The 26,226-nt window shown below is 33.1% G+C and carries 17 protein-coding genes; all 17 read right to left on the bottom strand.

All coding sequences use genetic code 11. The features are described from left to right. Positions 1 to 46 precede the first annotated feature (46 nt). Positions 47 to 1,909: a P-loop NTPase fold protein gene (locus tag Q0876_RS07290; protein WP_299225628.1), complete on the bottom strand. Its 1,863-nt coding sequence runs from the start codon at positions 1,907 to 1,909 to the stop codon at positions 47 to 49. An 89-nt stretch (positions 1,910 to 1,998) separates the two neighbouring features. Next, positions 1,999 to 3,963: a heavy metal translocating P-type ATPase gene (locus tag Q0876_RS07285; protein WP_299225626.1), complete on the bottom strand. Its 1,965-nt coding sequence runs from the start codon at positions 3,961 to 3,963 to the stop codon at positions 1,999 to 2,001. A 30-nt stretch (positions 3,964 to 3,993) separates the two neighbouring features. Beyond that, the gene (locus Q0876_RS07280; protein ID WP_083253427.1) at positions 3,994 to 4,203 is read right to left on the bottom strand and encodes a GDCCVxC domain-containing (seleno)protein; all 210 of its coding nucleotides are present in this window, start codon (positions 4,201 to 4,203) and stop codon (positions 3,994 to 3,996) included. Further along, positions 4,203 to 4,796, bottom strand: a complete 594-nt coding sequence (gene merTP, locus Q0876_RS07275; RefSeq protein WP_069832103.1) for a mercuric transport protein MerTP — start codon at positions 4,794 to 4,796, stop codon at positions 4,203 to 4,205. Before merTP ends, Q0876_RS07280 begins: the two co-directional genes overlap by 1 nt. A 58-nt stretch (positions 4,797 to 4,854) precedes the next feature. Then, positions 4,855 to 5,271 (bottom strand): Fur family transcriptional regulator, encoded by a 417-nt coding sequence (locus tag Q0876_RS07270; protein WP_069831878.1) that lies wholly within the window; start codon positions 5,269 to 5,271, stop codon positions 4,855 to 4,857. A 2-nt stretch (positions 5,272 to 5,273) separates the two neighbouring features. Continuing rightward, positions 5,274 to 6,479, bottom strand: coding sequence for an efflux RND transporter periplasmic adaptor subunit (locus Q0876_RS07265; protein ID WP_069831879.1), 1,206 nt, complete (start codon positions 6,477 to 6,479; stop codon positions 5,274 to 5,276). Between the two features lie 4 nt (positions 6,480 to 6,483). Next, the gene (locus tag Q0876_RS07260) at positions 6,484 to 10,818 is read right to left on the bottom strand and encodes a CusA/CzcA family heavy metal efflux RND transporter (protein WP_299225619.1); all 4,335 of its coding nucleotides are present in this window, start codon (positions 10,816 to 10,818) and stop codon (positions 6,484 to 6,486) included. Positions 10,819 to 10,915: 97 nt separating this feature from the next. After that, entirely contained in the window at positions 10,916 to 11,227 is a 312-nt protein-coding gene (locus tag Q0876_RS07255) for a DUF6660 family protein (RefSeq protein ID WP_069831881.1), read from the bottom strand. Positions 11,228 to 11,374: 147 nt separating this feature from the next. After that, positions 11,375 to 11,773, bottom strand: coding sequence for a heavy-metal-associated domain-containing protein (locus Q0876_RS07250; RefSeq protein ID WP_203255968.1), 399 nt, complete (start codon positions 11,771 to 11,773; stop codon positions 11,375 to 11,377). A gap of 35 nt (positions 11,774 to 11,808) precedes the next feature. Next, positions 11,809 to 13,581, bottom strand: a complete 1,773-nt coding sequence (locus tag Q0876_RS07245) for an efflux RND transporter periplasmic adaptor subunit (RefSeq protein ID WP_299225615.1) — start codon at positions 13,579 to 13,581, stop codon at positions 11,809 to 11,811. Between the two features lie 3 nt (positions 13,582 to 13,584). Next, positions 13,585 to 16,083 (bottom strand): heavy metal translocating P-type ATPase, encoded by a 2,499-nt coding sequence (locus Q0876_RS07240; RefSeq protein WP_299225613.1) that lies wholly within the window; start codon positions 16,081 to 16,083, stop codon positions 13,585 to 13,587. Continuing rightward, positions 16,083 to 17,303 (bottom strand): TolC family protein, encoded by a 1,221-nt coding sequence (locus tag Q0876_RS07235; RefSeq protein WP_299225611.1) that lies wholly within the window; start codon positions 17,301 to 17,303, stop codon positions 16,083 to 16,085. The genes Q0876_RS07240 and Q0876_RS07235 overlap by 1 nt, the downstream gene beginning before the upstream one ends. After that, the gene (locus Q0876_RS07230) at positions 17,300 to 21,028 is read right to left on the bottom strand and encodes an efflux RND transporter permease subunit (RefSeq protein ID WP_299225609.1); all 3,729 of its coding nucleotides are present in this window, start codon (positions 21,026 to 21,028) and stop codon (positions 17,300 to 17,302) included. Before Q0876_RS07230 ends, Q0876_RS07235 begins: the two co-directional genes overlap by 4 nt. A gap of 108 nt (positions 21,029 to 21,136) precedes the next feature. Continuing rightward, positions 21,137 to 21,550, bottom strand: a complete 414-nt coding sequence (locus tag Q0876_RS07225; RefSeq protein ID WP_203255973.1) for a hypothetical protein — start codon at positions 21,548 to 21,550, stop codon at positions 21,137 to 21,139. Positions 21,551 to 21,639: 89 nt separating this feature from the next. Further along, on the bottom strand, positions 21,640 to 22,743 hold the full coding sequence (locus Q0876_RS07220) for a DUF4238 domain-containing protein (RefSeq protein ID WP_203255974.1): 1,104 nt from the start codon (positions 22,741 to 22,743) through the stop codon (positions 21,640 to 21,642). Positions 22,744 to 22,747: 4 nt separating this feature from the next. Beyond that, entirely contained in the window at positions 22,748 to 24,433 is a 1,686-nt protein-coding gene (locus Q0876_RS07215; protein WP_203255975.1) for a hypothetical protein, read from the bottom strand. After that, positions 24,430 to 26,010 (bottom strand): hypothetical protein, encoded by a 1,581-nt coding sequence (locus tag Q0876_RS07210; protein WP_299225603.1) that lies wholly within the window; start codon positions 26,008 to 26,010, stop codon positions 24,430 to 24,432. Before Q0876_RS07210 ends, Q0876_RS07215 begins: the two co-directional genes overlap by 4 nt. Between the last annotated feature and the right edge of the window lie 216 nt (positions 26,011 to 26,226).

Genomic DNA, 26,226 nt, shown 5'->3' with positions numbered 1-26,226 from the left:
CAACGAAATGTAGGGAAATGTGTTGAATGGCTTGTTAACTTTTAAATTAAGTACCTAACTCGGCATCATCTTTTTTTAATGCTTCACATGTATTATCTAGCAAAGTTTCTAACTCCTCCCATAAAAACTTACGTAGAGTTGGAATTTCATTTTCATTTAAATGCTTTTGAATAGCTAGATGCAATTGGTACAAACATCCATAATCATTAGGATAGAACATCTTAACATTAGTATGCTTATACCTTTCTTTAATTTCGTTTCTAAATAATGTTAAAAACTGATTTGTATTTTTATTTAAAGCTTGAAATAAGACCTGACCGTCTAAATAAGCTATGAAATCTTTGTTGAATTTTTTATCTTTAAAAAGCTCGTTTAGTTTTTCGTATTCCTCCTTTGCAAGTACTTCAATAAGTTGATTACTTTCCTCTTTCACTAACTCTTTATCAAGTGCTGTATGAAGTTCTATTATCTTATCCCTTATAGGCTGTACAATTGGATTGCTTACTTCAAAGTGAATCATATTATCGTAAAACCTACGGTCTATTTCATTTTTTTTTGAAGCAATTTGAATACCTGTGAATAGCTTTTCTTCTATTTCATCATTAGTATAGTGTATTAAACCTTTTTCTGCAAAGAAATGATAGAAGCCGGATAATTGCTCATAAGAATACATACTGTAAGCACCTTCTTCTAAATACTTTAATACGTCTGTGGTATAGGTTGCAAACTCATCGTCTGTAAATTTCCTAAAATTGTAACTCATAAGATTGCTAAAAGCATCTTGTTCCTTTGTCGGTTGTTCTGGTTTTCTTTTTTCTAATTCTTCAGAAAGCTTCTCCGTATTCAAATAACCAGATAAGACGTAAGTATAAACACTCTCGTAAAAATGATACTCTTCTAATCTGTTACTTACATATTTTAGATAAAATATTTCGGCATAAGTTTTTTCCTTTTCAGGCTCTTCCTTCTTACCTAAAATATTGCCTCTTAATCTATCCGATTGTACTTCTTGATACCAGAAATATGTTGTATTACCAAGTGCTTTATAATTTTGAGATTCATTAGATTTTAAAAAACCTCGTTTAAATTCGATAGAAAGGATAGCTGTTAAAAACAGTAATTCCTTTTTTAGCTCATCTTCAATTTCACTAGTGTGCTTGAATACATTTTTAAGACTATCTAAAAAAAATGAAATAATCCTTATGTTATCTTCTTTCTGCTCATCAAATATTCGGAATATGTAGTTTTCGTTCTTTTTCAAAAACGATAAAAAAGCTTTATCGTTTTCATACTTATTAAAAAGTTGTGGAATTACACTTTTAAGTTCTGGCTTATAATTTAAGACTCGTCCTATGACTTTTTCTTTAATGCTGTAGTAATTCGTTTTTTGATTTTCATCTGTTTCAAAAATCTTGTCCTCATCAGCTAGAATTAAACATTTAAGATTTTTGTGTTCTACAAAACCATTTATAAAACCTAGCAATTCTTTCATTGGTATTCTACAGCGTTCTAAATCATCGAAACAGATAAATTTCTTTGAGAAATCAAAATTATCTACACCAATACCTTGAAACAAATCAGATGGGTCAACCTTTATAAAAGCTTTACTAGCCGATTTTATAAGATTACCACTAATTGTTGCTAATGCTTTTAATGTTTTGTTTTGTGCTTTATCAAAATACGGAATAAGCTTAAAGAAAAGTTGTTTTTGTAACGCATCTATGGTTTTTATTCCATTAAGAGATATGTAGATGGTATTAAGATTCTTTTTTTGAATTAATGGTAATAATGTGTCTTTCCAGAAAAATGTTTTTCCTGTTCCCCAACCACCATTTAGAAGTAAGGCATATTGGGTGTTTTGCGTTTCTATATACTCTACAACTATTGAAGCTATATTTTCGGAATTCATTTAAAAAAGATATTAGCTCTACAAGTTAAACAATAGTATAAGATTAATTTATAAAAATTAATCTTATACTATTTATAGCTTTAATTCTTTTAATCAACCCATTTCATGCGCTGTAATCTAACCGCATTCAATATTGCTAATAATGCAACACCAACATCTGCAAAGACAGCTTCCCACATTGTAGCCAGTCCGCCTGCTCCTAAAATCAATACAATTACTTTTACACCGAATGCTAATATGATATTTTGCCATACAATCTTTCGAGTGGAACGACTAATTTTAATGGCTTTTACCACTTTTGAAGGTTGGTCGGTTTGAATAATAACATCTGCTGTTTCAATTGCGACATCACTTCCTAAACCACCCATTGCAATACCAACATCACTTGCAGCTAAAACTGGTGCGTCATTAATGCCATCGCCTATAAAAGCAATCTTATTATTAGGGTTTTGTTTTAAAATTTCAACTTCATTTAGCTTATCTTCTGGTAACAAACCGCCTTTAGCGATTTCGATATTTAACTCGGAAGCTACTTTTTGAGTAATGGAATCCTTATCGCCAGAGAGCATCATTATATTTTTGACACCTACTTTATGTAATGCTGTAATCGTTTCTTTTGCATCCTCTTTTAATTCATCTGCAATAACAACATAACCTGCAAATTCGCCGTCAATAGCAACCAAAACAATCGATTCTACAATAGTTTCTGTTTCTTCTAAAACATTAATATTATTGACTGTCATTAGGGCTTTATTACCAACCAAAACAGTCTTGCCATTTACAATACCTTTTAGACCTTTACCTGCGATTTCAGATACTTCGGAAGCTCCATAATCTGTACCTTCATCTTTATATTCTAAAATGGCTTTTGCGATTGGATGTGTGGATTGTTCTTCCATCGCCATCAGGTATTTCATAAACTCTTTCTCATCCCAATTGATAGCTTCAATCTTTTTAATTTTAAAGACGCCTTTCGTAACCGTCCCTGTCTTATCCATTACCAATGTATTTATCTTGGTCATGGCATCTAAAAATGAAGCGCCTTTAAACAAAATTCCGTTTTTTGAAGCTGCTCCCAATCCCCCGAAATAACCCAACGGAATGGATATAACCAAAGCACAAGGACAAGAAATTACCAAGAAAATTAAGGCTCTGTATAACCAATCTCTAAACACATAATCATCTACAAAAAAGTATGGTAAAAATGTAACTGCAATAGCTAGAAACACAACTATTGGCGTATAAATTCGAGCAAATTGTCTAATGAATAATTCTGTTTTCGATTTACGAGCTGTTGCATTCTGCACCATATCGAGGATACGTGCAATGGAACTATCCTTAAATTCTTTGGTGGTTTCTATTTCAATAACTCCATCCATATTAATACTTCCTGCAAATACTTTTTCGCCTTTTGCAATCGTATCAGGTTTGCTTTCGCCTGTCAATGCCGCTGTATTAAATGAGCCTTTTTCGGAAAGCAGAATACCATCTAAAGGGATTTTTTCTCCAACACGGACTTGAACTTTTTCTCCAATTTCAACCGTTTCTGGGCTTACAGAAATGTAATCATTATTGCGATATACCAAAGCTTCATTAGGACGAACATCGAGCAAAGCTTTAATATTACCCTTTGCTTTATTTACTGCTGCACTCTGAAATAATTCTCCAACCGCATAGAATAACATTACTGCTACTCCTTCAGGGTATTCGCCAATCACGAATGCACCTATGGTTGCTATAGACATTAAGAAAAACTCTGTAAAAACATCTCCTTTTTTAATGCTTTTCCACCCTTCCTTTATAACAGGAAAACCTACGGGAATATATGCCATAACATACCAAAGTATGCGAATCCATCCTTTAAAATATGGGAACATATCGAAATAGTCGATTGCAATACCAATCATTAACATTACAAAACTGAAAATTGCCGGCAAATAAATATTAAACTTCCCTATGTTCTCTGAACTACTATGATTGTGACCATCGTTTTGATTGTGATCTATTTCAGAATTTGGTTTTATATCTCGTAAATTGACTTTCTTTTTTTTCATTTGGTTTCCTTACTTATTGAAATTATTTTGTTAGCAGCAGCAGTTTTTTCCTTTTTGAATTGGCGGACATGGAACCGTTCCAAAAGAACAATACACACAACAATCTCCTTCATTCGGTTTCAAAACCGTTTTACATTTCTCGCATTCGTAGAAAAACTGACAAGCGTTTGTTGGCATCTCTTCAACCTTTTTATGTTTGCAATTTGGACAAGTAATTTCTGATTTTAATATGACTTCCATTAATTCTGTTTTTTGTTAATTACTTTATAACCTGTTGCGTTAATTGCAATTTCAACTTCAGTTTCATTGGTTTTAGTTCTGTCGAACTCAACAACTGCATTTCCATTTTCGTAGGACGCTTTTGAGCTTAGAATTCCATTAAGTTTATTTACTTCGTGATTTACATGCTCTTCACAACTCGTACAAGTCATTCCGCTAATTTGAAATTTAGTTGTTTTAATGTCCGATTTGTCAACTACGACTATTTGCTTCTCTGTATTTGAGTAAAAAAATTTTGAATAAAATGGAAAAGCCAACATCACAATTGCAAAAACAGTTACTATTCCTAAAAACGCTTTTGACTGTATAAATTTCGAGTTTTCTTCAGTATCACATTCGCAGTCAATTTTCTTTTGAGGTCTTAGTTTTTGATACCAAGCAAAACCAAGAATTAAAATTGTTAACCCTATTAGATAAGGTCTAAAAGGTTCTATCCAAGAAAACATTGAAGCAATCCCGCTTGTACCTGCAATCATTGCTAAAAAAGGTGTTATACAACACAATGAAGCTGCGATTGCTGAAATTAAACTCGTCCCTATTAATTTACTTTTCATCATTATTGTACTTAATTAAAACAAAGATGAGTTAAAATACAATGCAACGGAAGTGCATTTATAATCCACTACATTTATCACAAACACCTTTTACAACCAAGTTTATGTCTTCGGAAATAAAGCCATTTGGCACTTTTATTTGTGGAATTTTATGCTCGGTAAGACAAACCGTTTCGTTGCAGTTATTACAATGAAAATGTAAGTGTAAATCGGTTTCAATATCACAGTTACAGCCTTTTTCACAAAGCGCATATTTAGTAATGCCTGTGCCATCATCTATTTGATGTACAATCGTACTTTCTTCAAATGTTTTTACTGTTCTATACAATGTAGTTCTATCTGCTTTATCAAAAGCATTTTCGATATCACTTAATGTTACTGCTACTTGTTTCTCAGCAAGAAATTTATAAATTAATAAACGCATTGCCGTAACACGTATATTTTTTGACTCTAATAATTGTTCTATGGTTTGCATAATTAATGTTCGTGTTCTGCTTCTCCTTTTTTCATTTCAGCAATTAAATAATACGCATTATTATAAGCGAATTTTGTGGCTTTATCTTGTTCTTCAGCAAATTTAACCGCTATCCAATTACCATCTTTTTCTCCTAAAAGCACTTCAACTGGCTTAAAACTCCAATCGTCATTTTCTTTTTCTACTGAAAAGACATAAAATCTATCGCCTTCTTTTATAATTGCGCTTTCTGGCAATGCATGAGTTTCTGCGTTCTCAACTTGAATTTTACCTTTAATATACATTCCTGGAATTAGATTCCCTTTTTTGTTTTCAATTTCAGCATGGACGTGTAGTGCTTTAGGATTATCTTCAAAAGTTTTGCTTACCGAATAGATTTCTGCTGTAAGATCTTCGTCTGTATTAGATTGTAAATTGAAAATCACTTTTTGACCTTTCTTTACTTTATAAACGTCTTTTTCGAACACCATTAAATCTGCATGAACGTGATGCGTGTTTACGATTTCAAAAAGTTCGGTTTGCGGTTCTACATATTGTCCTGTTTTTACTTCAACTTTTTGGACAAAGCCTTCTATTGGACTACGTAATGATATACTTTGAGCAATGGTTCCATTTCGTACTGATGACGTGTTTATGTTTAATAGTCTCAATTGAGCTTCCAATCCATTTACCATAGCTTTAGAGGCATCATATTCTGCTTCGGCTTTTTGAAAACTTGCACCAGAGCCAACTCCTGCATCATATAATTTTTGCTGACGTTCATAGTTCTTCTTTAAAAAATTACTGTTGCTAAAAGCATTTAAATAATCGGTCTGCATTTTTATAATATTAGGATGAGATAAATATGCAACCACTTGACCTTTATTAACTTTATCGCCTTCAATAACTTTTATTGATACCACATTTGCACCAACTACAGAAGTTATTGCTGCTTCGTTTTGTGGTGGTACTTCTAATGTGCCATTGGCTTCTACATAACCGCTCATATTACGCAATGCTAGGGTGTCTGTTTTCATTTTTAAGGCATCAAACTGTTGTTGTGATAGCATCACTTCTTCTTCATCACTATGAGCTTCTTCGGCTTCTGGCTTTACATCTTCATTGTGAGCATGACCATCGCCTTCTTTATGGCTTTCTTTATTTCCACAAGCAACTACTAAAAGTGAAACTGTTAGTAATGTTAAGATTATATATCGTGTGTTTTTCATTTTCTTATTTATTAAAATATTGTAGTTGAAATGTGCTTTCTAAATAATTTATTAATGCTTCTTGAGCTTGTAATTCAGATTGAATAGCTTCTTTTATGAGTTGTGTAAACCCTGTATAATCTATCTCTCCTTCTTTATAGGCAAATAAAGCCCCCAATTTTTGTTCTTTCACAAGTGGTAACACCTCATTTTTATAGAAAAACCAAGACGTTTTCCATTTTTGATAATTCTCTTTTGATTGTACAAACTTGGATTGTACTTCTTGTTTTTTGAACTGAATGTTCGTATCAGCAATTTCCTTATCGATTTTTGCGGTTTTAACCTTTGCTTTATTTGTACCAGACAAAAAAGGAATGGAAACACCTGCTTGATAGGTATAAAACCCTGAATTACCATTTAAGTTTTGTAAACCACCTTGAAGATTTAACTTGGGTAAATTATCTGCTTTGGCAGCTTTATATGTGGCTTCTGCTTCTGTTACCTGTAATTGTGCTATACCATATAAGGGATGTTCTTCTAAGTTAAAAGTATCAACATCAATTTCACTAGTGATTTCAAAATCATTGGGAACGGTATAGAATGTATCAGAAACCAACCATAGGTTTAACTGTTGTAATGCAATACTATATTCACTTTTTGATTGCATAAATTTATTTTGAATCTGTAAAGCTTGATTTTTAGCTGCTGAATATTCTAACCTTGAAATAGCTTCTACTTCATAATTTAATGCTACTGCTTTTTCAAAATTGGTATAAATTGAATCTAACTCTCTGTATAAATTATAATTCCTTTTACTCTGCAAGGCATTTGCCCAGGCTTTTTTCACTTCCAATTCTAAATCTAATTCTGAAAGTTGAAACGCTTTTTGAGCTAGTTGAATGCGTTGTTCTTGCAATCGTTTTTTTGCAGAAATACCAAACACATCAATGTTGCTTTGACCAATTCCTATAGTTGTATAAATACCATTTCCGTTATTAATTTCCTCGCCTCCAGTAAAAATTTGAGTCGTTCCAAAATCATAAGCTGTACTTTTTAACTGTTCTTGTTTTCTAATTTCTAATTGCTTTTGTTTTAAAAGTGGAAAATTTTCTTTTGATAATTTAACCGCTTCATTCATTGAAATAGTTGGCAATGTATCGTTAACTACTTGTGCGTTTCCTGTTATTGGCAACAAAAGCATTAAAGCTACCATAGCAGTAACTGTAATTATTTTTTTGTCTGCTCTAAACTTGAATGATTTGTTTTCTACCCAATGATATAATATAGGTAAAACGAACAATGTTAATAATGTAGACGTTAATAAACCACCAATTACAACCGTTGCTAAAGGCCGTTGTACTTCTGCACCAGCTGATGCAGAAATTGCCATAGGTAAAAACCCTAAAACATCTGTAAAAGCGGTTAGCATAATTGGTCTAATTCTTCGTTTTGTTCCCTCTATAATTCTATCTTTAAGATTGGTAACACCTTCATCTTTCAACTCATTCAAACCACTAATCATTACTAATCCATTTAAAACCGCAACACCAAATAAAACAATAAAACCAACTCCTGCTGAAATACTAAATGGCATATCTCGTAACCACAATGCTACGACACCACCAATGGTTGCCATAGGTATTGCGATATAAATCATTAAGGTTTGTGGCAAGGATTTTAAAGCAAAATATATGAGCACAAAAATGAGTAATAACGCAATTGGCACAACGGTTTGCAATCGGTTACTTGCACGTTCTAAATTTTCAAATGCTCCACCATACCTAATAAAATAACCAGATGGCAGTTCTAATTGTGCATCCAATTTAGTTTTAATTTCGCCCACTAAAGATTTCACATCACGTCCTCTTACATTAATACCAACATAGGTTCTTCTGTTTGTATTATCTCTACTTATTTGCATTGGACCTGCTTTGTAGCTTATATCTGCGACTTCCCGAAGTGGAATTTGAGTACCAGACGGTAAGTTGATGTACAAATTTTGAACATCTGAAATATCCTTTCGATTTTGGGAATTTAATCTTACTACTAAATCGAATCGTTTTTCGCCTTCAAAAATAATTCCTGCTGTACCACCTGCAAAAGCCGATTGCACAATTTGATTTAAAGTGTTTATTTGCAGTCCGTATTGGGCTAATTTATTTCTATTGTAAGTAATAGTCATTTGTGGCAACCCTGTTGTGGCTTCGGCTTTCATATCTCCAATACCTTCAGTTCCTGCAATGATTTTGGATATTTCTTCTGCTTTTTGAGACAGGACATTTATATCTTCTCCATAAAGTTTTATGGCAATGTCTTCTCTAACACCTTCCAGCAATTCATTAAAACGCATTTCGATAGGTTGTGTAAATTCATAGTTAACACCAGGAACCATTTCTACCGCTTCTTTCATCTTCTCTATTAATTCATCTTTTGTAGTGGCTGTTGTCCATTCGCTTTTTGGTTTTAAAATCACAAAAACATCGGCTAAATCCATTGGCATTGGGTCTGTTGGGATTTCTGCAACACCAATTCGACTTACAATTTTTTCGACTTCTGGAAACTTTGCTTTTACAATTTGTTCAATTTTTGTGGTCGTTTCAATCGTTTCTGTAAGCGAGCTTCCAGGTTTTAAAATGGCGTGAAATGCAATATCGCCTTCATCGAGTTGTGGGATGAACTCGCCTCCCATTCGACTAAACATAAAAACTGTTAGTCCGAATAGCACGACTGCAATGCCTATAATCCATTTTCCTTTTTGTATCGCTTTAACTAATAAAGGTTGGTATTTTTCTTCTACCCAATGCACAAATTTATCGCCATAAGATTTTTTGTCTGACTTTGGTACTCTTAAAACCAAGGCAGACATCATTGGCACATACGTCAAACAAAGTACCATTGCACCAATCATTGCAAAAATGAAAGTCAATGCCATCGGTTTGAACATTTTTCCTTCAATCCCTTCTAATGCCAAAATAGGCAGGAAGACAATTAGAATAATTAGCTGGCCAAAAAAGGCTGCATTCATCATTTTTTTTGAAGCATTAGAAGCCACTTTATCTCTTTCTTTTGCAGTAAGTTTCTTCTTTTTTAGCACTTGTGATGCAATAAGAAAAACGGTACTTTCTACTATAATTACTGCACCATCGACAATAATACCGAAATCTATTGCTCCTAAACTCATTAGGTTAGCCCAAACATCAAATACATTCATTAGTATAAATGCAAACAATAACGATAATGGAATAGTGGATGCGACTATTAAACCACCTCGCCAATTTCCTAATAAAAAGATAAGTACAAATATTACTATTAATGCGCCTTCAATAAGGTTTGTTGCTACAGTAGATGTAGTTTCTGCGATTAACTTACTTCGATCTAATAAAGGTTCGATAATCACACCTTCTGGTAATGACTTTTCTATTAGAGCCATGCGCTCTTTTACATTCTCGATAACATCGTTTGAATTTGCGCCTTTAAGCATCATTACCAAACCGCCTACAACTTCGCCTTCGCCATCTTGTGTTAATGCGCCATAACGAATAGCTGAACCAAATTGTACTTTGGCAATATCGCCAATAGTTATAGGAATATTATTGACGTTTCTTACTGTGATTTTTTTAATATCATCCAAACTGCGCACTAAACCTTCGCCACGTATAAAATTGGCTTGATGGTTCTTTTCGATATATGCACCACCTGTATTTTGATTGTTGTTTTCTAGAGCCTCAAAGACATCGGTAATTGTTAATCCGATTGCTCGCAACTCATTTGGATCAACAGCGACTTCATATTGCTTAATTTTTCCGCCAATAGCATTAACTTCAACAACACCTTCTACCATTGCCATTTGACGTTGTACAATCCAATCTTGCATGGTGCGCAAATCAGTAACTGAATATTTCTCTTTGTATTCTGGTTTGACTTTAAGTGTGTATTGATATATTTCTCCTAGACCAGATGAAATAGGACCCATTGAAGGTTCTCCAAATCCCTCGGGAATTTGTTCTTTGATGTCGTTGAGTTTTTCAGCGACTAATTGACGTGGCAGATACGTTCCCATATCATCGTCAAAAACAATGGTAACAACTGATAAGCCAAAACGAGAAATTGAACGAATTTCTTGGACATTAGGTAGATTGCTCATTGCTACCTCTACTGGATAGGTTATGATTTGCTCAATATCCTCTGTTCCTAAATTTGGTGCTTGCGTAATGACTTGTACTTGGTTGTTGGTAATATCTGGTACCGCATCTATAGGTACTTGAGTCATACTCCAAATACCAGCTCCAACAATGGTAAGCGTTAGCAAACCAATAATGAATTTGTTATTGATTGAAAAATCAATGATTTTATTAATCATAGAATTATAGTTATAATGAATTTATAAATAAAGAATAGTTACCAAAGAGTATCGATGGTAGCATAGATTTATAATACACCTGCGTAGCAGGTGTTCATTACACTTGTGGTGGTTGTAAAACGGAATTCGTGAAGTCTTTTTCTGAACCGCTTAGGTATAAAACATCTTTTGTGGAAATAAAAGATAATTCTAATTTTAAATCCGGTATATCAAAATGCACAGCACTTACATGGCAGCATTGACAAATACAAAAAGGCGAACATAAATCTGAATCTTGATGTTGATGGTCATTGTCCATTCCTTGTGAAATTTCTGTTTGAACCTCATTATCAAGCGTAACATTATCTTCGCAGGGTGCTAAATTAAGCGCGAAAATATAAATTGATAATATAAAAGCTAAAAATTTCATCGTAGCAAAGATATAAATTATTTAATGCAATGGTATTGCAAATAACGTTAGTATGATTTTTTTATAATAGAAGAGCCTTAAATAACAAGGCTCTTCTATATTTATTATTAATGGTCATGGTCTGAATGATCCTCTTCCTTTATCTCCTTATTGATTCATCATCATTTCGTGGTCGTATTGACAACATCCTGGTAGGTTACTGTAAGCATCTTCATCTCCTGAAACTTTTTCTGTATCGTAACCTGATGCTGCTATTGCTTTGTGAATTGCCATTGCATCTGTTTTAGCATCATCAAAAGACACATCTATTTTCTTTTTATCGACATCCCATGTTGCATTAGCAACACCTTCAACTTTGTTAGCAGCTTTTTCGATAGTTTTTTTACACATTCCGCAATTACCTCTAACACCAAAAGATATGTCTACCATAGCCATGTCTTTAGATACTTCCGTTTTTGTTTCTGTTGTTTCTTGCTTGGTTTCGTTTTTACAACTCGTTAAACCTATAGCCATAATTACAGCTACACTTAAAATTACTTTTTTCATTGTTAAAAAATTTAATTGTTATTATTTGATTTTTATTATTCTATGACTTGTTTTACTTCTCCACAGGTTAGCATTGCACCACCAAAATATGGATTGATTACTTTTTCTTCCCTGCTCAACCAGTACGCTCCAATGTTATCGTCTACCATCGGACAAAACTCAACAAAGACTTTTTCATTGATACCAAATGTCTGAATCGTGCTAATTAAATGTGATGAAAGATGCTTAAAATGATTTCGTTGTGATTCAATATTTGATGCATTTGAAATTGATGTGGCAGATGCTTTTATTTCTTTTTCTAATGACATCCAATGACCATGAGCCTCTTTATCTTTTAATAGCTTCATATCAACTTTAGATAAATTACCCAGTAGTCTTTTCGATTCAGTTATTACATTATTAGATTCATCTTTAAGTAAAGCATCTTTTAATTTGATATAATCATTAAAAACGACTTTCAATTGATTCTGAAAACCCTTGGACACTTTTACCCTCTCATTCATATTAGAATGATTCGCGTTATTTGCTGAAGGATTATTTTCCATTCCAAGATGTCCTTCATGACCAGTCATAACTTTTCCACCTTCTTTATTCATCATTGATTTTTTACCTTGTAATTGCGCTGCTCCATCTACGGTAAATGTTCCATTTGTTACTATCTCATCGTCAATTTTCAAACCATCTAACACTTCATAATTGTCGCCAATTTGATTACCTAACGTAATAATGCGCATTTCAAAAACAGGTTGATTTGGGTCTGTTTTTATATAGACAACTGAACGTTCTCCAGTCCATAAAACGGCTGTGGATGGAATGGTTAATACTTGTTCTTTACTTGAAGTCATCCCTATAACTTTTCCTTCAACAAACATTCCTGGCTTAAAAACATCCAGTTTATTATTAAGTACCGCTCGTAATTTTACAGTTCTTGTTCTGGTATCTAAAACAGGGTCTATAAAATCTACTTTAGCTTCAAATTCTTTATTAGCATAAGCATTGGTAGTGACTAAAATCTTTTGTTCTTTTTTAAATAAATCGATTTGATTTTCATACACATCAAAATTTGCCCAAACTGTACTTAGATTTGCTATTTTGAGCAAAGGTTGGCCTTGTTTGATATAATCGCCTTGTTCTACTAATTTTTCAGAAACTGTTCCTGAAACCGTTGCATAGACAGAAAAGTTTTCTTTAACCTTACCAGAAGTTTCAATTTGATTAATTTGATTTTCAGAGAGCTTCCACAATTTTAATTTGTTGCGCACAGCTTTGTATAATGCAGGTTGTGATTCTTTTAATGAAGCTGCTGTAATAAGTTCTTGTTGAGCTGCATATAATTCGGGCGAATAGATAGTTGCCAATAACTGTCCTTTTCTAACTTCCTCGCCTGTAAAACTCACATTTAGACGTTCTATTCTTCCTGAAAAATAACTGACTTGAACGGCATTAGCTTCTTCATTCTCTACAATTTTTCCAGATAATTTAACTGTATTATCTTCTACTTTACCATTGCCAACTATAGAGGTTTGAATATTTGCCAATGCCATAGCGTTTTCTGTAAGCTTGAATTGGTCTGCTAATAATCCTTCACTTCCATTTGCAGCAGGAATTAAATCCATACCGCAAATTGGGCAATCTCCAGCTTCTGGTTGCATAATCTGTGGATGCATAGAACACGTCCACATTTGATTGGTTTCTGTTACTGCATCATGATTGTGTTCTGTTTCTGTATTTGACGAACCACCAAAAAGGAACCATCCTAATAGAAGTCCCACAGCTAATATTCCTATGTAAATTATATATTTTTTCATTTTCTATATTTTAATATTTCTTAATCTTAATGCATTCACTATTACTGACACCGAACTAAAACTCATGGCTAACGCTGCAATCATAGGCGAGAGTAAAATTCCGAAAAACGGAAACAAAACACCTGCTGCAATAGGCACTCCTAATGTGTTATAGATGAGAGCGAAAAACAGATTTTGTTTAATGTTCTTCATTACGGCATCACTCAAATGTCGCGCCTTAACAATACCGTGTAAATCTCCTTTTACCAAGGTTATCATGGCACTTTCTATGGCGACATCTGTTCCCGTTCCCATAGCAACACCTACATCACTTTTAGCAAGTGCTGGTGCATCATTAATACCATCGCCTGCCATAGCAACGACTTTTCCTTTTTCTTGTAGTTTCTCTACTTCTTTGAGTTTATCCTCAGGCAACATACTTGCTTTAAAATCTGTAAGATTTAATTCTGATGCTACTGCTTGCGCTGTGTCGTGATTATCGCCTGTTAACATGATGACTTCAATACCTTTATCTTGAAGTTCCTTAATAGCTTTGGCGCTAGTCCCCTTAATTTTATCTCCTATAACTACATAACCAGTAACCGTTTCATCTATGGATAAGTATGAAACCGTTTTACCTTGTTTTTGATAAGTTTTAGCTTCTTCCTCCATTTGTGAGGTTATCTCTGCATTAGCATAATCCATCATCTTAGGATTTCCCAATGCTATTTTTTTATTATCAATAGTAGCTTCTACACCTTTACCTGTAACTGCGCTAAATGCATCTGATTTTAAAATTTCAGAATTTTGTACTTTTCCATATTTAACCGTAGCTTCCGCTAATGGATGTTCGCTGTTATTGTTCAACGAAACAATATATTTCAGAATGTCATTTTCGCTAAAATCAGCATCAAAAGAACCTACTGTTTCAACGGTTGGTTTTCCTTCTGTAATTGTTCCTGTCTTATCTATAATTAGCGACGTAACCTTATCCATTTTTTCAAGTGCTTCGGCATTTTTAATCAATACACCATTTTGAGCACCTTTACCAACACCAACCATTACAGACATAGGTGTTGCCAATCCCAATGCACAAGGACAAGCTATTATCAAAACAGCAATAGCATTCACAAAGGCATAAACATAAACTGGTTCTGGTCCCCAAATTGCCCAAACCGCAAAAGTTAGTAATGAGATAATGACCACAACAGGCACAAAATAACCTGATACTTTATCGGCTAAATTTTGAATTGGCGCACGACTTCTACTGGCATTATTAACCATGTGGATGATTTGAGAGAGTAGTGTATCGCTCCCCACTTTTTCAGCTTGCATTAAAAAAGATTGGTTGCCGTTTATTGTTCCGCTACTTACTTTATCATTTACTGTTTTATTAACAGGAATTGGCTCTCCTGTAATCATAGATTCGTCAATGGTTGTATCTCCTTCTGTTATCGAGCCATCCACAGGAATCTTATCGCCTGGTTTTACTTTTAGAATATCATTTAATTCAATAGCATCGATGGTTACTTCAACATCTTCGCCATCTACTATTTTTATAGCTTTATTGGGTGCTAACTTTAATAATTCTTTTACTGCTGAATTGGTTTTACTATGCGCACGAGCTTCTAAAAGTTGACCTAAAAGCACCAATGTTAGAATGACGGTTGCTGCTTCAAAATAGACATGTACTGCTCCAGATTCTGTTTTAAACTGACTTGGAAAAATATCTGGAAAAAACATACCAAAAACACTAAATAACCAAGCGACGCCTGCACCTATTCCTATGAGTGTAAACATATTAAGATTCCATGTTTTTATGCTTTTATAGGCACGCTCAAAAAACATCCACGTCGCATAAAACACAACTGGAATTGATAGGACAAACTGAATCCAATTCCAATATTTTTGTTCCATTATATCGTATAATGGATTGTTGGAAAACATTTCACTCATTACGATTAAGAATATTGGCAATGTGAACACTACAGCAATCTTAAACTTCTTTAATAATTTTTTATAGGTTTTCTCTTCTGCTGAACTATCTGCTTCCATTGGTACTAAATCCATTCCGCATTTAGGACAAGAACCTGCTTCATCTTTAATTATTTCTGGATGCATGGGGCACGTCCATTGTTCTGATGAAGATGTGGACAAATTTTGTTCTTCAACTAAATCCATTCCGCAGACAGGACAATCGCCTGGTTTATCATAGTTTTTATCGCCTTCGCAATGCATAGGACAATAAAAAGTACCTGTTCCTGCTTTTGGTGGCTGTTTTTCCTTTTCTACTTTGTTATGGTGGTGTTCTCCTAATTTATGAATACTATAATTTCCGCTATCCTTCTCTAAAGCTTCTTGAAGCCTTTCTATGGGAATATGAGATTCCATTTCGATTGTTGCTTCTGCTTTTTCTAAATCAACTGAAGCCTTTGAAACACCTTCCACTTTTGAAAGTTTTTCTTCTACGTGACTGCTACAACCGTTGCAAGTCATTCCATGTATGTGATATGTATGTTTCATTATTGCTGTGTTAAATAATTAATAATTGTAGTTTGCACATAGTAGATTTTAACAGACTCAATTTGATTTATTTGAAACTTCAGTTGCAATTCTTGTATGTCCAAAACGTCATTAAAATCAATCGTTCCTGTTTCGTAATTTTTAATAAGAATCTCTTCAGCGTCTTTAGCTTGCTTTAAGTTCTTCGTTTGGGTTGCATAACTTATTCTTGCTGAAATCTTATCGTTTACTGCTTTATCTAATAGTATTTCTAATGCATTTGTGCGCTCTTGTTTTTGTACTAAAATCCCTTGCTGTTGCAACTCATTTTGTTTGGTTTGGGATTTGTACTTATTATTAAATATGGGAATTGATACTGATACCATTGGCATAATGATATCTTTTCCATTGTCCCTAAAATCCATGTTAGGACGTTTATCAACATTGATATAATCTAAACCGAAACCAATCATTGGACTACTTTCTTTTTGATTCAATAATTCAGATTGCTCTACCGACTGATAGAGTTTATCGAATTTTAGTAATTCAGGATGTAGAGATAAATTTCCAGAATTGATTTCAAAATCTTCTGAAGGAATTATTAACTCATTAATAACAGAAACTTGTACATCCTTATCACGATTTAAAAGCTTATTAAAAGTAGTTTGTTCTGCTAAAAATTGTTGACTTAAAACATCTAATAACTGTTGCATTTCATTTTGACGCATTTGCAATCGTAAAACATCTACAGCTGAAGCTTTGCCAACTTCAACCGATGTTAATGCTAACGTTTCGTAGGTTTTAAGTAGTTTAATATTCTCGTTTAAAACGTCTTGTTTTGCTTTATTAGCGTAGAGATTATAATAGGATTGCGATACAGAAGCCATCAGTTTTCTTTTGGCAATAACAATGTCCTCGTATTTAGCATCTGCCAAAGCACTCACATAGTTTTCTCTTGTGGTAATATTACCAAACCAAGGCAACATTTGTTTTGCTGATACTTTGAAGCGTTGCGCTCCTGTTCGGGTTTCTGGCTCGCTTACAAAGTAACCCACACCAAATTCGGTATTAGGCAATGTATTTACTTCATTCACTTTTTCGGAAGCAATACTATACTGTAATTCAAACTTTTGAATTTCAGGATTTTTATTTAATGCTTCATTAATAAGCGTTTCTAATTCTTGTGCATTAGAAACACTAAAAGTTAATAAACCTATGAGTGTATAAATTATTCTTTTCATTTGTTTGCTCTTTTCAATTTAAACTCTTCTCTCCAGCTGTATAATACCGGTACAATAAAATAAGAGGTAATATCTATAACCATTCCGCCAAATATTGGAATTGCCATAGGTATCATAATATCACTTCCTTTTCCTGTGGATGTCAATACTGGTAACAGCGCCAAAATGGTAGTTACAGTAGTCATTAAACACGGACGAATACGTTTTTCGGCTGCTTGTAAAGCGGAAGCTCTAATACTCTTTTTATCAGAAGGTTTTTCACGCTCAAAAGTTTGCGTGAGGTATGTTGCCATAACGACACCATCATCTGTAGCAATACCAAATAATGCTATAAAACCTACCCAAACCGCAACACTTAAATTAATAGTTTTCATATTGAAAAGGTCTCGCATATTCTCTCCAAACAAACTAAAATTGAAAAACCAATCTTGACCGTACAACCATATCATTATAAAACCCCCTGCAAAAGCAACTGTTATTCCTGTAAAAACCATGAGTGACGTAGTAACAGATTTGAATTGGAAATATAGAATCAAGAAAATAATAGCAAGTGCTAATGGAACGACAACAGAAAGCGTTTTTTCTGCTCGTAACTGATTTTCATAAGTGCCTGTAAATTTATAGCTGATGCCCTTTGGAACAGTTAATTCTCCTGAATCTATTTTCTGTTGAAATAAAGCTTGCGCATTTTCAACAACATCAACTTCTGCAAACCCATCTAATTTATCAAACAACACGTAGCCAACTAAAAAGGTGTCTTCACTTTTAATTACCTGTGGACCTTGCTCATACCGAATCGTCGCTAATTCACTTAATGGAATAGGACTTCCTTTTTCAACAGGAATATAGATGCCTTTTATATCTTCTGGATTACCTCGTAGCTCTCTAGGGTATCGCACTCTAACAGCATAGCGTTCTCTTCCTTCTACAGTTTGAGTAATAGCCATACCGCCAATTGCTACTTTCAGCACACTTTGTACATCTTCTATAGATACACCATAACGTGCTATTTTTTCTCTATCAATATCAATAAGTAGATAAGGTTTCCCTACAATTCTATCTGCAAAAACAGCTTGCTCTTTTACACCTTCTGCTTGTTTAAGAATGGTTTCTAGCTGCAATCCAAACGCTTCAATTTGTTTTAAATCTTGTCCTTTTACTTTTATTCCCATTGGTGCACGCATTCCTGTTTGAAGCATTACCAATCTGGTTTCTATCGGTTGTAATTTTGGTGCAGAAGTAACTCCTGGTAATTTAGTAACTCTAACTATTTCATTCCAAATATCATCAGGACTATTAATTTCTGGTCGCCAATTACGATAGAATTCGCCATCATTATCTTCGATAAGTTGAGCATGTATAACTTTTGTAAAAACAACATTTTCGGAATTATTAGGATTGGCGATAAATGTTCCATCTTTCAACTCAAAAGCACCATCGTCATTTACTTTGTAACGTTGTCTTTTTCCTTTTGAGTTACGCATGTATTCAGACTTATACTGAATCATGTTTTCGTACATAGATAAAGGCGCAGGATCTAATGCAGATTCTGTTCTACCAGACTTTCCTACTACGGTTTCAATTTCTGGAATGGTGGCTACAGCCATATCTAATTGCTGAAGCACACGTTTATTTTCGGCAACACCTGAGTGTGGTAATGAGGTTGGCATTAATAGAAAAGAGCCTTCGTTTAAAGATGGCATAAATTCTTTTCCTGTATTGTTCATAATCCATCCTCCAGAAACAAGCACAGTTGCTGGAATAATTAAAAACAAAAGTTTGTTTGCTAAAGCCCAGTTTAAAATCTGTCCATAATAACTTCTAAAAATTGAAAATATTCCTAAAATTCCGAAGCAAATAATAGCTACAAAAATAAGATTGACTAAAATACTTCTGTCAAAGCCTAGTGGTCTCCAATATTCGGCAAGTAAAAAAATAATGGCAGTACACGAAATAATAATATTTACAAGATTGCTGTTTTTCTTATTTAGTTTACCCAAGACTCCAAGTAAACTAGTAATACCAAAAGCAATTAAAATAATCCCTAACCAATATCCAGTAACCATAATTGCTATTCCAGCAATTATTAAAGCACCATTTATGATGTATTTAAATGACTTTTTAAATGATGTTTTTCTGAATAAATAAGCTGCTAATGGTGGGATTAGAAATAAGGCAATAACCAAAGATGCTGATAACGCCATCGTTTTGGTAAATGCTAATGGTCTAAACAATTTTCCTTCTGCACCAATCATTGTAAATACAGGAACGAAGCTGATAATTGTAGTTAATACCGCAGTTAAAATCGCTCCAGAAACTTCGGCAGTCGCATTATAAACTACTTCATTCGTAGTTAACTCTGTACCATCTTCTCGTAATCGTAATTTGTCATCATCGAGATGGCGAATCATATTTTCTGCGAGAATGACGCCTACATCTACCATAGTTCCAATTGCAATAGCAATACCAGAAAGTGCTACAATATTGGCATCTACGTTAAACAGTTTCATGGTAACAAATACCATTAATACGGCGACAGGCAACAATCCAGAAATTAAAATAGAAGCTCTTAAATTGAAAACCATAACAATAATAACCAAAATGGTAATTAATATTTCTAGTGTCAACGCTTCATTAAGCGTGTCTAATGTTTCTTCAATAAGCTCGGTACGATCATAGAAAGGAACAACTGTTAATTGAGATGTTCGTCCATCTGCCAATACCTTTGAAGGTAATCCACCTTTCAGCTCCTCAATTTGCGCCTTTACATTATTAATGACTTCCATTGGATTTGCACCATATCGTGCCACTACAACACCACCAACGACTTCCGCACCTTCTTTATCCAATAAACCTCTTCGTGTTGCTGGACCTAATGATACTTTACCAATGTCTTTAATCTTAATTGAAGTAAAATCCTCTGAAGTAACTACAGCATTTTCAATATCTTCAACAGATTTCACATAACCCAAACCACGTACTAAATATTCAGCTTGATTAATTTCTATAGTCTGCGCACCAATATCTTGATTACTACTTTTAACCGCTTTTACAATCTGGTTTAAACTAATGTTATATTGACGCATCAGCTCTGGATTGACATCCACCTGATACTCCTGTACATAACCACCAATGGAAGCGACTTCAGAAACACCGCTTGCAGTAGATAAAGCATATTTCACATAGTAATCTTGAATGCTACGCAGTTCGTGTAAATCCCAACCACCAGTAACATTTCCATTTTCATCTCTACCTTCAAGAGTGTACCAAAATATTTGTCCCAAACCTGTGGCATCTGGTCCCAATGCAGGATTAACACCTTCTGGTAATAATCCACTTGGTAATGAATTGAGTTTTTCTAGAATACGACTGCGACTCCAATAGAATTCTATATCTTCTTCAAAAATGATATAGATACTTGAAAACCCAAACATAGAAGAACTACGAATGGTTTTTACTCCTGGAATACCGAGTAAAGAAGTCGTTAATGGATAAGTGATTTGGTCTTCTATATCTTGTGGCGAACGACCATCCCACTTTGTGAATACAATTTGTTGGTTTTCTCCAATATCTGGAATGGCGTCAACCGCTACAGGGTTGCTTGGCAAAAATCCTGTATCCCAATTAAAAGGTGCGTTTACAGTTCCCCATCCTACAAAAAGGACGAGTAACAGAACTGCTACGAGTTTATTTTCTATTAAAAATTTGATGCTTTTATTTAGCATTGGCTTTGATTATTAAACAGTTAGACATTGGCGTTAGAAAAACACCGAATACAGCAAATTATCCTTATGACATAAAGTCATAGGATAAATCAGTCTATTGTTTAAAAATCAAATTAAATACGTCTCGTCAATTTTGTAGAGTTGCCTTATGACGAGTGGCGGTTTGTATTCTTCAAAAGAAGATACATTGTTATCTAAACCTTCAAAAAGGTTAATATAAGTATAAACAAATGAAGCGATGAATACTTGTTGTTCAAAAGAAATTTTGTCAACTTGTAATTGTAGTTCGTCTTGACCATCAACTACCAATTGTTCATCATTACAACAATTCTTTTTTGTAATAGAACAACCTTCAGTTGAAGGATTATCCATTTCCATTCCGCATCCTTCAGCTTTATGGAACATAGCAGTTTCTACCAAAGTATCTCCACAATAATGCATACTGAGCGTAAATGACATTGTAGAGAGTAACACTACAAAAGCCATTGCCAAAGACATTGCTTTATGGAATACTTGTTTCATATTGAGTACAAAGGTATAAAATTTTAACAACTCCTAAATTTTGTTTAACAGAAGTTTAGATATAAAACTGCAAAAAACAAATAATCAATTTACCACTTACCCATTTTTGATAGCACCTTTTTGTACTTCAACATTTGGATATCGTCTTTACAATATGGATGTTCTAAAAGTTCTTTAAGTTTACCTATAAACTCTTTTGAAACAAACCCTTTTTTCTTTAAAACATCAAATAAAACGAGGGCTTGCTCTGCCCTATATTTAGCTTTTTTCAAAAACTCTTCTCCATTTTCTGGGTTTTCATAATGGTTTTGAATATCAAAATGTTTATCAATATCTCCTTTGTATGCTACTAATAAGTTTTCAGCATTCTGTTGTGTAACTCCATTTGTTGTAAATACATAGTCTCTGTCTTGAGTAAGTCTATTAATTCTCGTTTGTCCATCTGCGTAATCATTAGGATGAATCTCTAAATAATGTGAACGATCCAAGGGTAAAGTAATAACTGCTTTGGGATCATATAAACCTTGAAATTTATTAGTTTCAAAATGCCTAATTGAAACTGGATTATCGCAAGTAATTATTGGCGCATTTGAATCTTCTATTTTAATTACATTTATTGTACAATCGTATTTGTATTTAACAAAGTTTCCCCATTGTTCAAGATGGTTAACTAAGAAGGCAGTTCTTGAACGTTCATCGTACTGTTTTTTAACCTCCTCTATTTCATCAATATGAAATTCCATTTTCTCTCCAAATAAATTCATTTTTATCAAACCATGTTCATTTGCTGTATGAGCTGCCCTATCAAAGATTTGTTTATTCATACCTTTTTGAAGATTTAAAATTCTTGGTGTACGAAAATATAATGATAGACATACATATAGTATTTGAATTTTTTGCTCTTGACTAACTGTCAATACCTTTTCATCAACAAGTAATTTATATATTTTTGGAAACTCGCTATCAACATTTTCAGCATAATGTTTTTCTAAGGCGTATTTTACTTCATCTGATTCGGCAGGAATTGTATAAATGTTTTTTTCAAAACAAATATCTTTTGTGCTTATTTGCTCTAAAAGCATATCATTGTCCATTTTATAAACATCGACAAAATGATTTCTTTTTCTTCCTTCAACTGCAAAGTTCTTTAAATATGAACGTGGTATATAATGTTGCTTTATTGGATTTGACATTATTCTATTCTTTTGTTGAGACTTCTTGTTTCATTAAAACTCGCCACGTTAAAGGAAAAGGCTGGCTTTTGTAGTGCCTACTTGCAACGTGAGCAACAATATCGAAACTATGCTTAAAAATTTTAAAGTCCTTTTCTGGTCCGAAGAGTTCCATTTCTGATACCATTTCTTTTTTGTACTCTTCTACATTCTCGTATATTGTTACAGAATGTTTTAGTGTTCCTTCGCCACGACTATAATCCTGAACACATATTTTATTTTCCATTTCTTCAAGTGGAAACCATATTTGCAAGTTCAAATCTGGAAAAAGTTCAGTAGGGATCTTGCGGACAAACTGATATAGGTCTTCATCCTTTAAAACTAAAGTGTATTCTGCCAATATAAGAACTATCATTGAAGACTGAATTTCACATTCTTCATCTCCATTATGAATATCCACCAGCTTATCATAACTTTTTCTAAACAATGGGAAAAACTTATTTATTTTATATCTGTTATTAAAACCTAAAGTCATTTCAGAAATCCATTTTTTGGCTGGGTTAAAGTTTCTTGTAAAATTCATTAAGTTAAGTGCTAAAGCTATTTCAATACTATGCACATCGTATTCTGGATATTTTGAAGGTGGATTGTTTTTTATAAACAAACATAATCCGTTACTAATTGAAAGAGCGCTTTGGTAATATGTTTGAGCATGCTCTTCATTACCTTCTCTATAATGGATTCTAAACTCTTGTATTTCCGTTAACCCTATTGTTGCTATAATTCCTATTTCTTCCCAAACATTAAGACTGTACTCTAGACTATTTCTGCTGTATTTATATATACTGTGCTCTGTTTTGTAATGTTTAGCAACTTTGTTAAAATAATAGACACCTATATTTCTTTTTAAAGAATGGATTTTGTAAAATTCCTGTCTTACAAAATTTTTCTCCAAATGATTACCTTCTTGCATAAAGTGCCAGCTTAGTAACAAACATCGTTCACTTGCATAAATTGAAGGTTTCAAATTATTATTGTCTTGAGACCATTTATATATAATGTTAAGGCATAATCGTACCAGTCTTAACTTTTTTAATATTTGTCTTTTTTGTTTGGGTTGCTTGTCTAAAATTTTTTGAATCAGCGTATAGAAATGTGATAAATCATAATCTGGTAAATCTAAAAATGCCAAAGACTTTCTTAATAATGATTGATATTCTTGTGGAAATAGTTTTTCACTAACAAGATAGTCGTCAAGCATTGCAGTTATTTCGCCTGTACCCCAAAAATCATATTCAACAGCATCTGTAGTATTCTGGTCGATATATTGTGTCCAATCAACTAAAACATTTTGATTTATAACACCATTAGTACAAACTATTATTTTTTTAGGAAGTTTTTTTAAACGATTTGTAAGTGATGTTGGAATAAACGTGTCTTTAATTTGGTTTAGAGTTGAGCGTATGGCGTTGACATCTCCATCCCAAGTGGTTCTTGTTAGATTACCTTGTTTTACAGCGAACAAAAACACCTTCTTAATACCATCTTCTGGATCAATACCTACAGCTGAAATATCTACACCAAATTGACGACCTTTCATTGGCTTTGAGATAGTTGTAAATTTCATTCCAACTAGCAGATCAGTCAGCAACACATCAAGTTCTTTATCTTCTTTTAAAAGATTAATATATTCACTCAGTAAAAATCTCATTGCCTTCTTTTAAAATTTTGCCATAGTAACCGTTCTGTTGCTTGACCTATGGGGTCTATAAATTCGCCTCTTGGCATTTCGCCACTATGCGAAATAAGTGCTGGTGTCATCTTTTCGGTGTATTTGCCTTGGTATTTTGAAAATGTAGACTTTCCCGTTCTGTAATTGATATTCGTAATCATACTTAAAAATGATGAACTTTCTGACTCACTCTCTTTATAGGATTTATTAAATTTTCTATTCTGTATTTTATTATAATATATCATTCTTCTCTCTGAAGGCGCAAACTCTTTTAGGTTTTCTAGATCTGAATACGCCTTGTATTTATCTTCCCCTTCATCAACAATATCTTTTATTATTTTTTTAAGTTTTCTATTGGCAGTCTTCTTTTTTAAATTTAAAAACTCAATAGTTGAATAATAATTAAAAATTAAGTGGTTAATAAATAAATCAGCTAAGAAAATTACAACCTCTTTATTGTCTACTTTTTGTTCGAGTATGGAATATATCAAAGATAAAGAGGTGTCTTTATCATAAACATAGGCAAGTATTTTGTACGTGATATATTCAATATCGTAATCTGAAAAGTCCTTTATTAGAACTTCTGAAACCGTCAATCCTGATAAATCTCTCATATATCTAGCACTATTCATTTCAAAAATGGCAATATGAAAATTTGGATTGTCTTTATTTAACCAATTTGTATATAGCTTTTGGAAATCTGAATAAAAATCATCGCAAAGTGTATTCAGCAAATGGCTGAAATATTCTATTTTTCTAGCATTTTTTGGACTTATCCCTACCCAATCTGTAATAAAACCAACTACCAAATCTAAATTGGTTTTAGCCACATTTTCCAATCGATAAGCCAATTGATTATACGCTCCTGCATGTTCTATATCAATGTGAAGCAACAATGGAAGATATTTTTTAAAGAGGTGTATTTCGTTACCTAAATCTATATTGTAATCCAAAAAGTAAATGAGCTCTAATTGAATTTCAATAGTCTTAATACTTGATAGCTTATCTATAATTTTATCTGTATTTTTTAATTCATTTCTTTTATTTCTAATGGTAAAGAAAACTGATGGCCATAACTCCTTAAGAGTCTTATTATTAATAATACTATTGAATTGTTTCTTAATCCAGCTCACAAATGTTTTTGGTGTTGTTTTCGCTATCAAATCAATTTTGACGATAGATTTTATTCCTATTTCATTTAAGCTTATGTTATCATCTTCGATTAGGCGTTTAATTTCATCTATTGAAAACTTTTGGTCTGAATGATATAATCCGGATAGAATATCCATTAATGTAAAATACGAATCAGGATTTTTCGTTTCAAGTGTTTTTAAATAAATTTCTTTACCAAAAGAAGCATCCTCTTTTGCTTCGCGAGTAATGGCTATTTGAAGATTTCTTACAGGATAGTTACTTTTTAAGTTTTTAAGCAATTCTGGTAGTGCCTTAACATAAAGGTCTATATCAACATTTTTAATATTGTCACAAAAGGTTCTATAATCTTGCCATCGATTGGAAGGCTCTTTATTGTCTAATAAGTCTTGTAGAAATTGCAAATGAAAAGGGTTATAATTTTTGACTAAAGTTAAAAAAGAATTGATACCGTTCTGAAAAAGAGTAACAAAGTTTTTTTCCATTCTACCAAAAGAAATCAAACTATATCAAATACTATTAAATGGACAAAAAGAAACAAAATGTTGTACCTATGTTGTACCCAAACATTTTTCCGAGCTTATTTTAAATAAAAAAAGCCGAAGATTTCTCTTCGACTT

Source organism: uncultured Psychroserpens sp. (genome assembly GCF_947503375.1).
Classification (GTDB): Bacteria; Bacteroidota; Bacteroidia; order Flavobacteriales; family Flavobacteriaceae; genus Psychroserpens.
The sequence above is the reverse complement of the archived record's forward strand: the minus strand, read 5'-3'. Positions and strand labels throughout refer to the sequence as shown.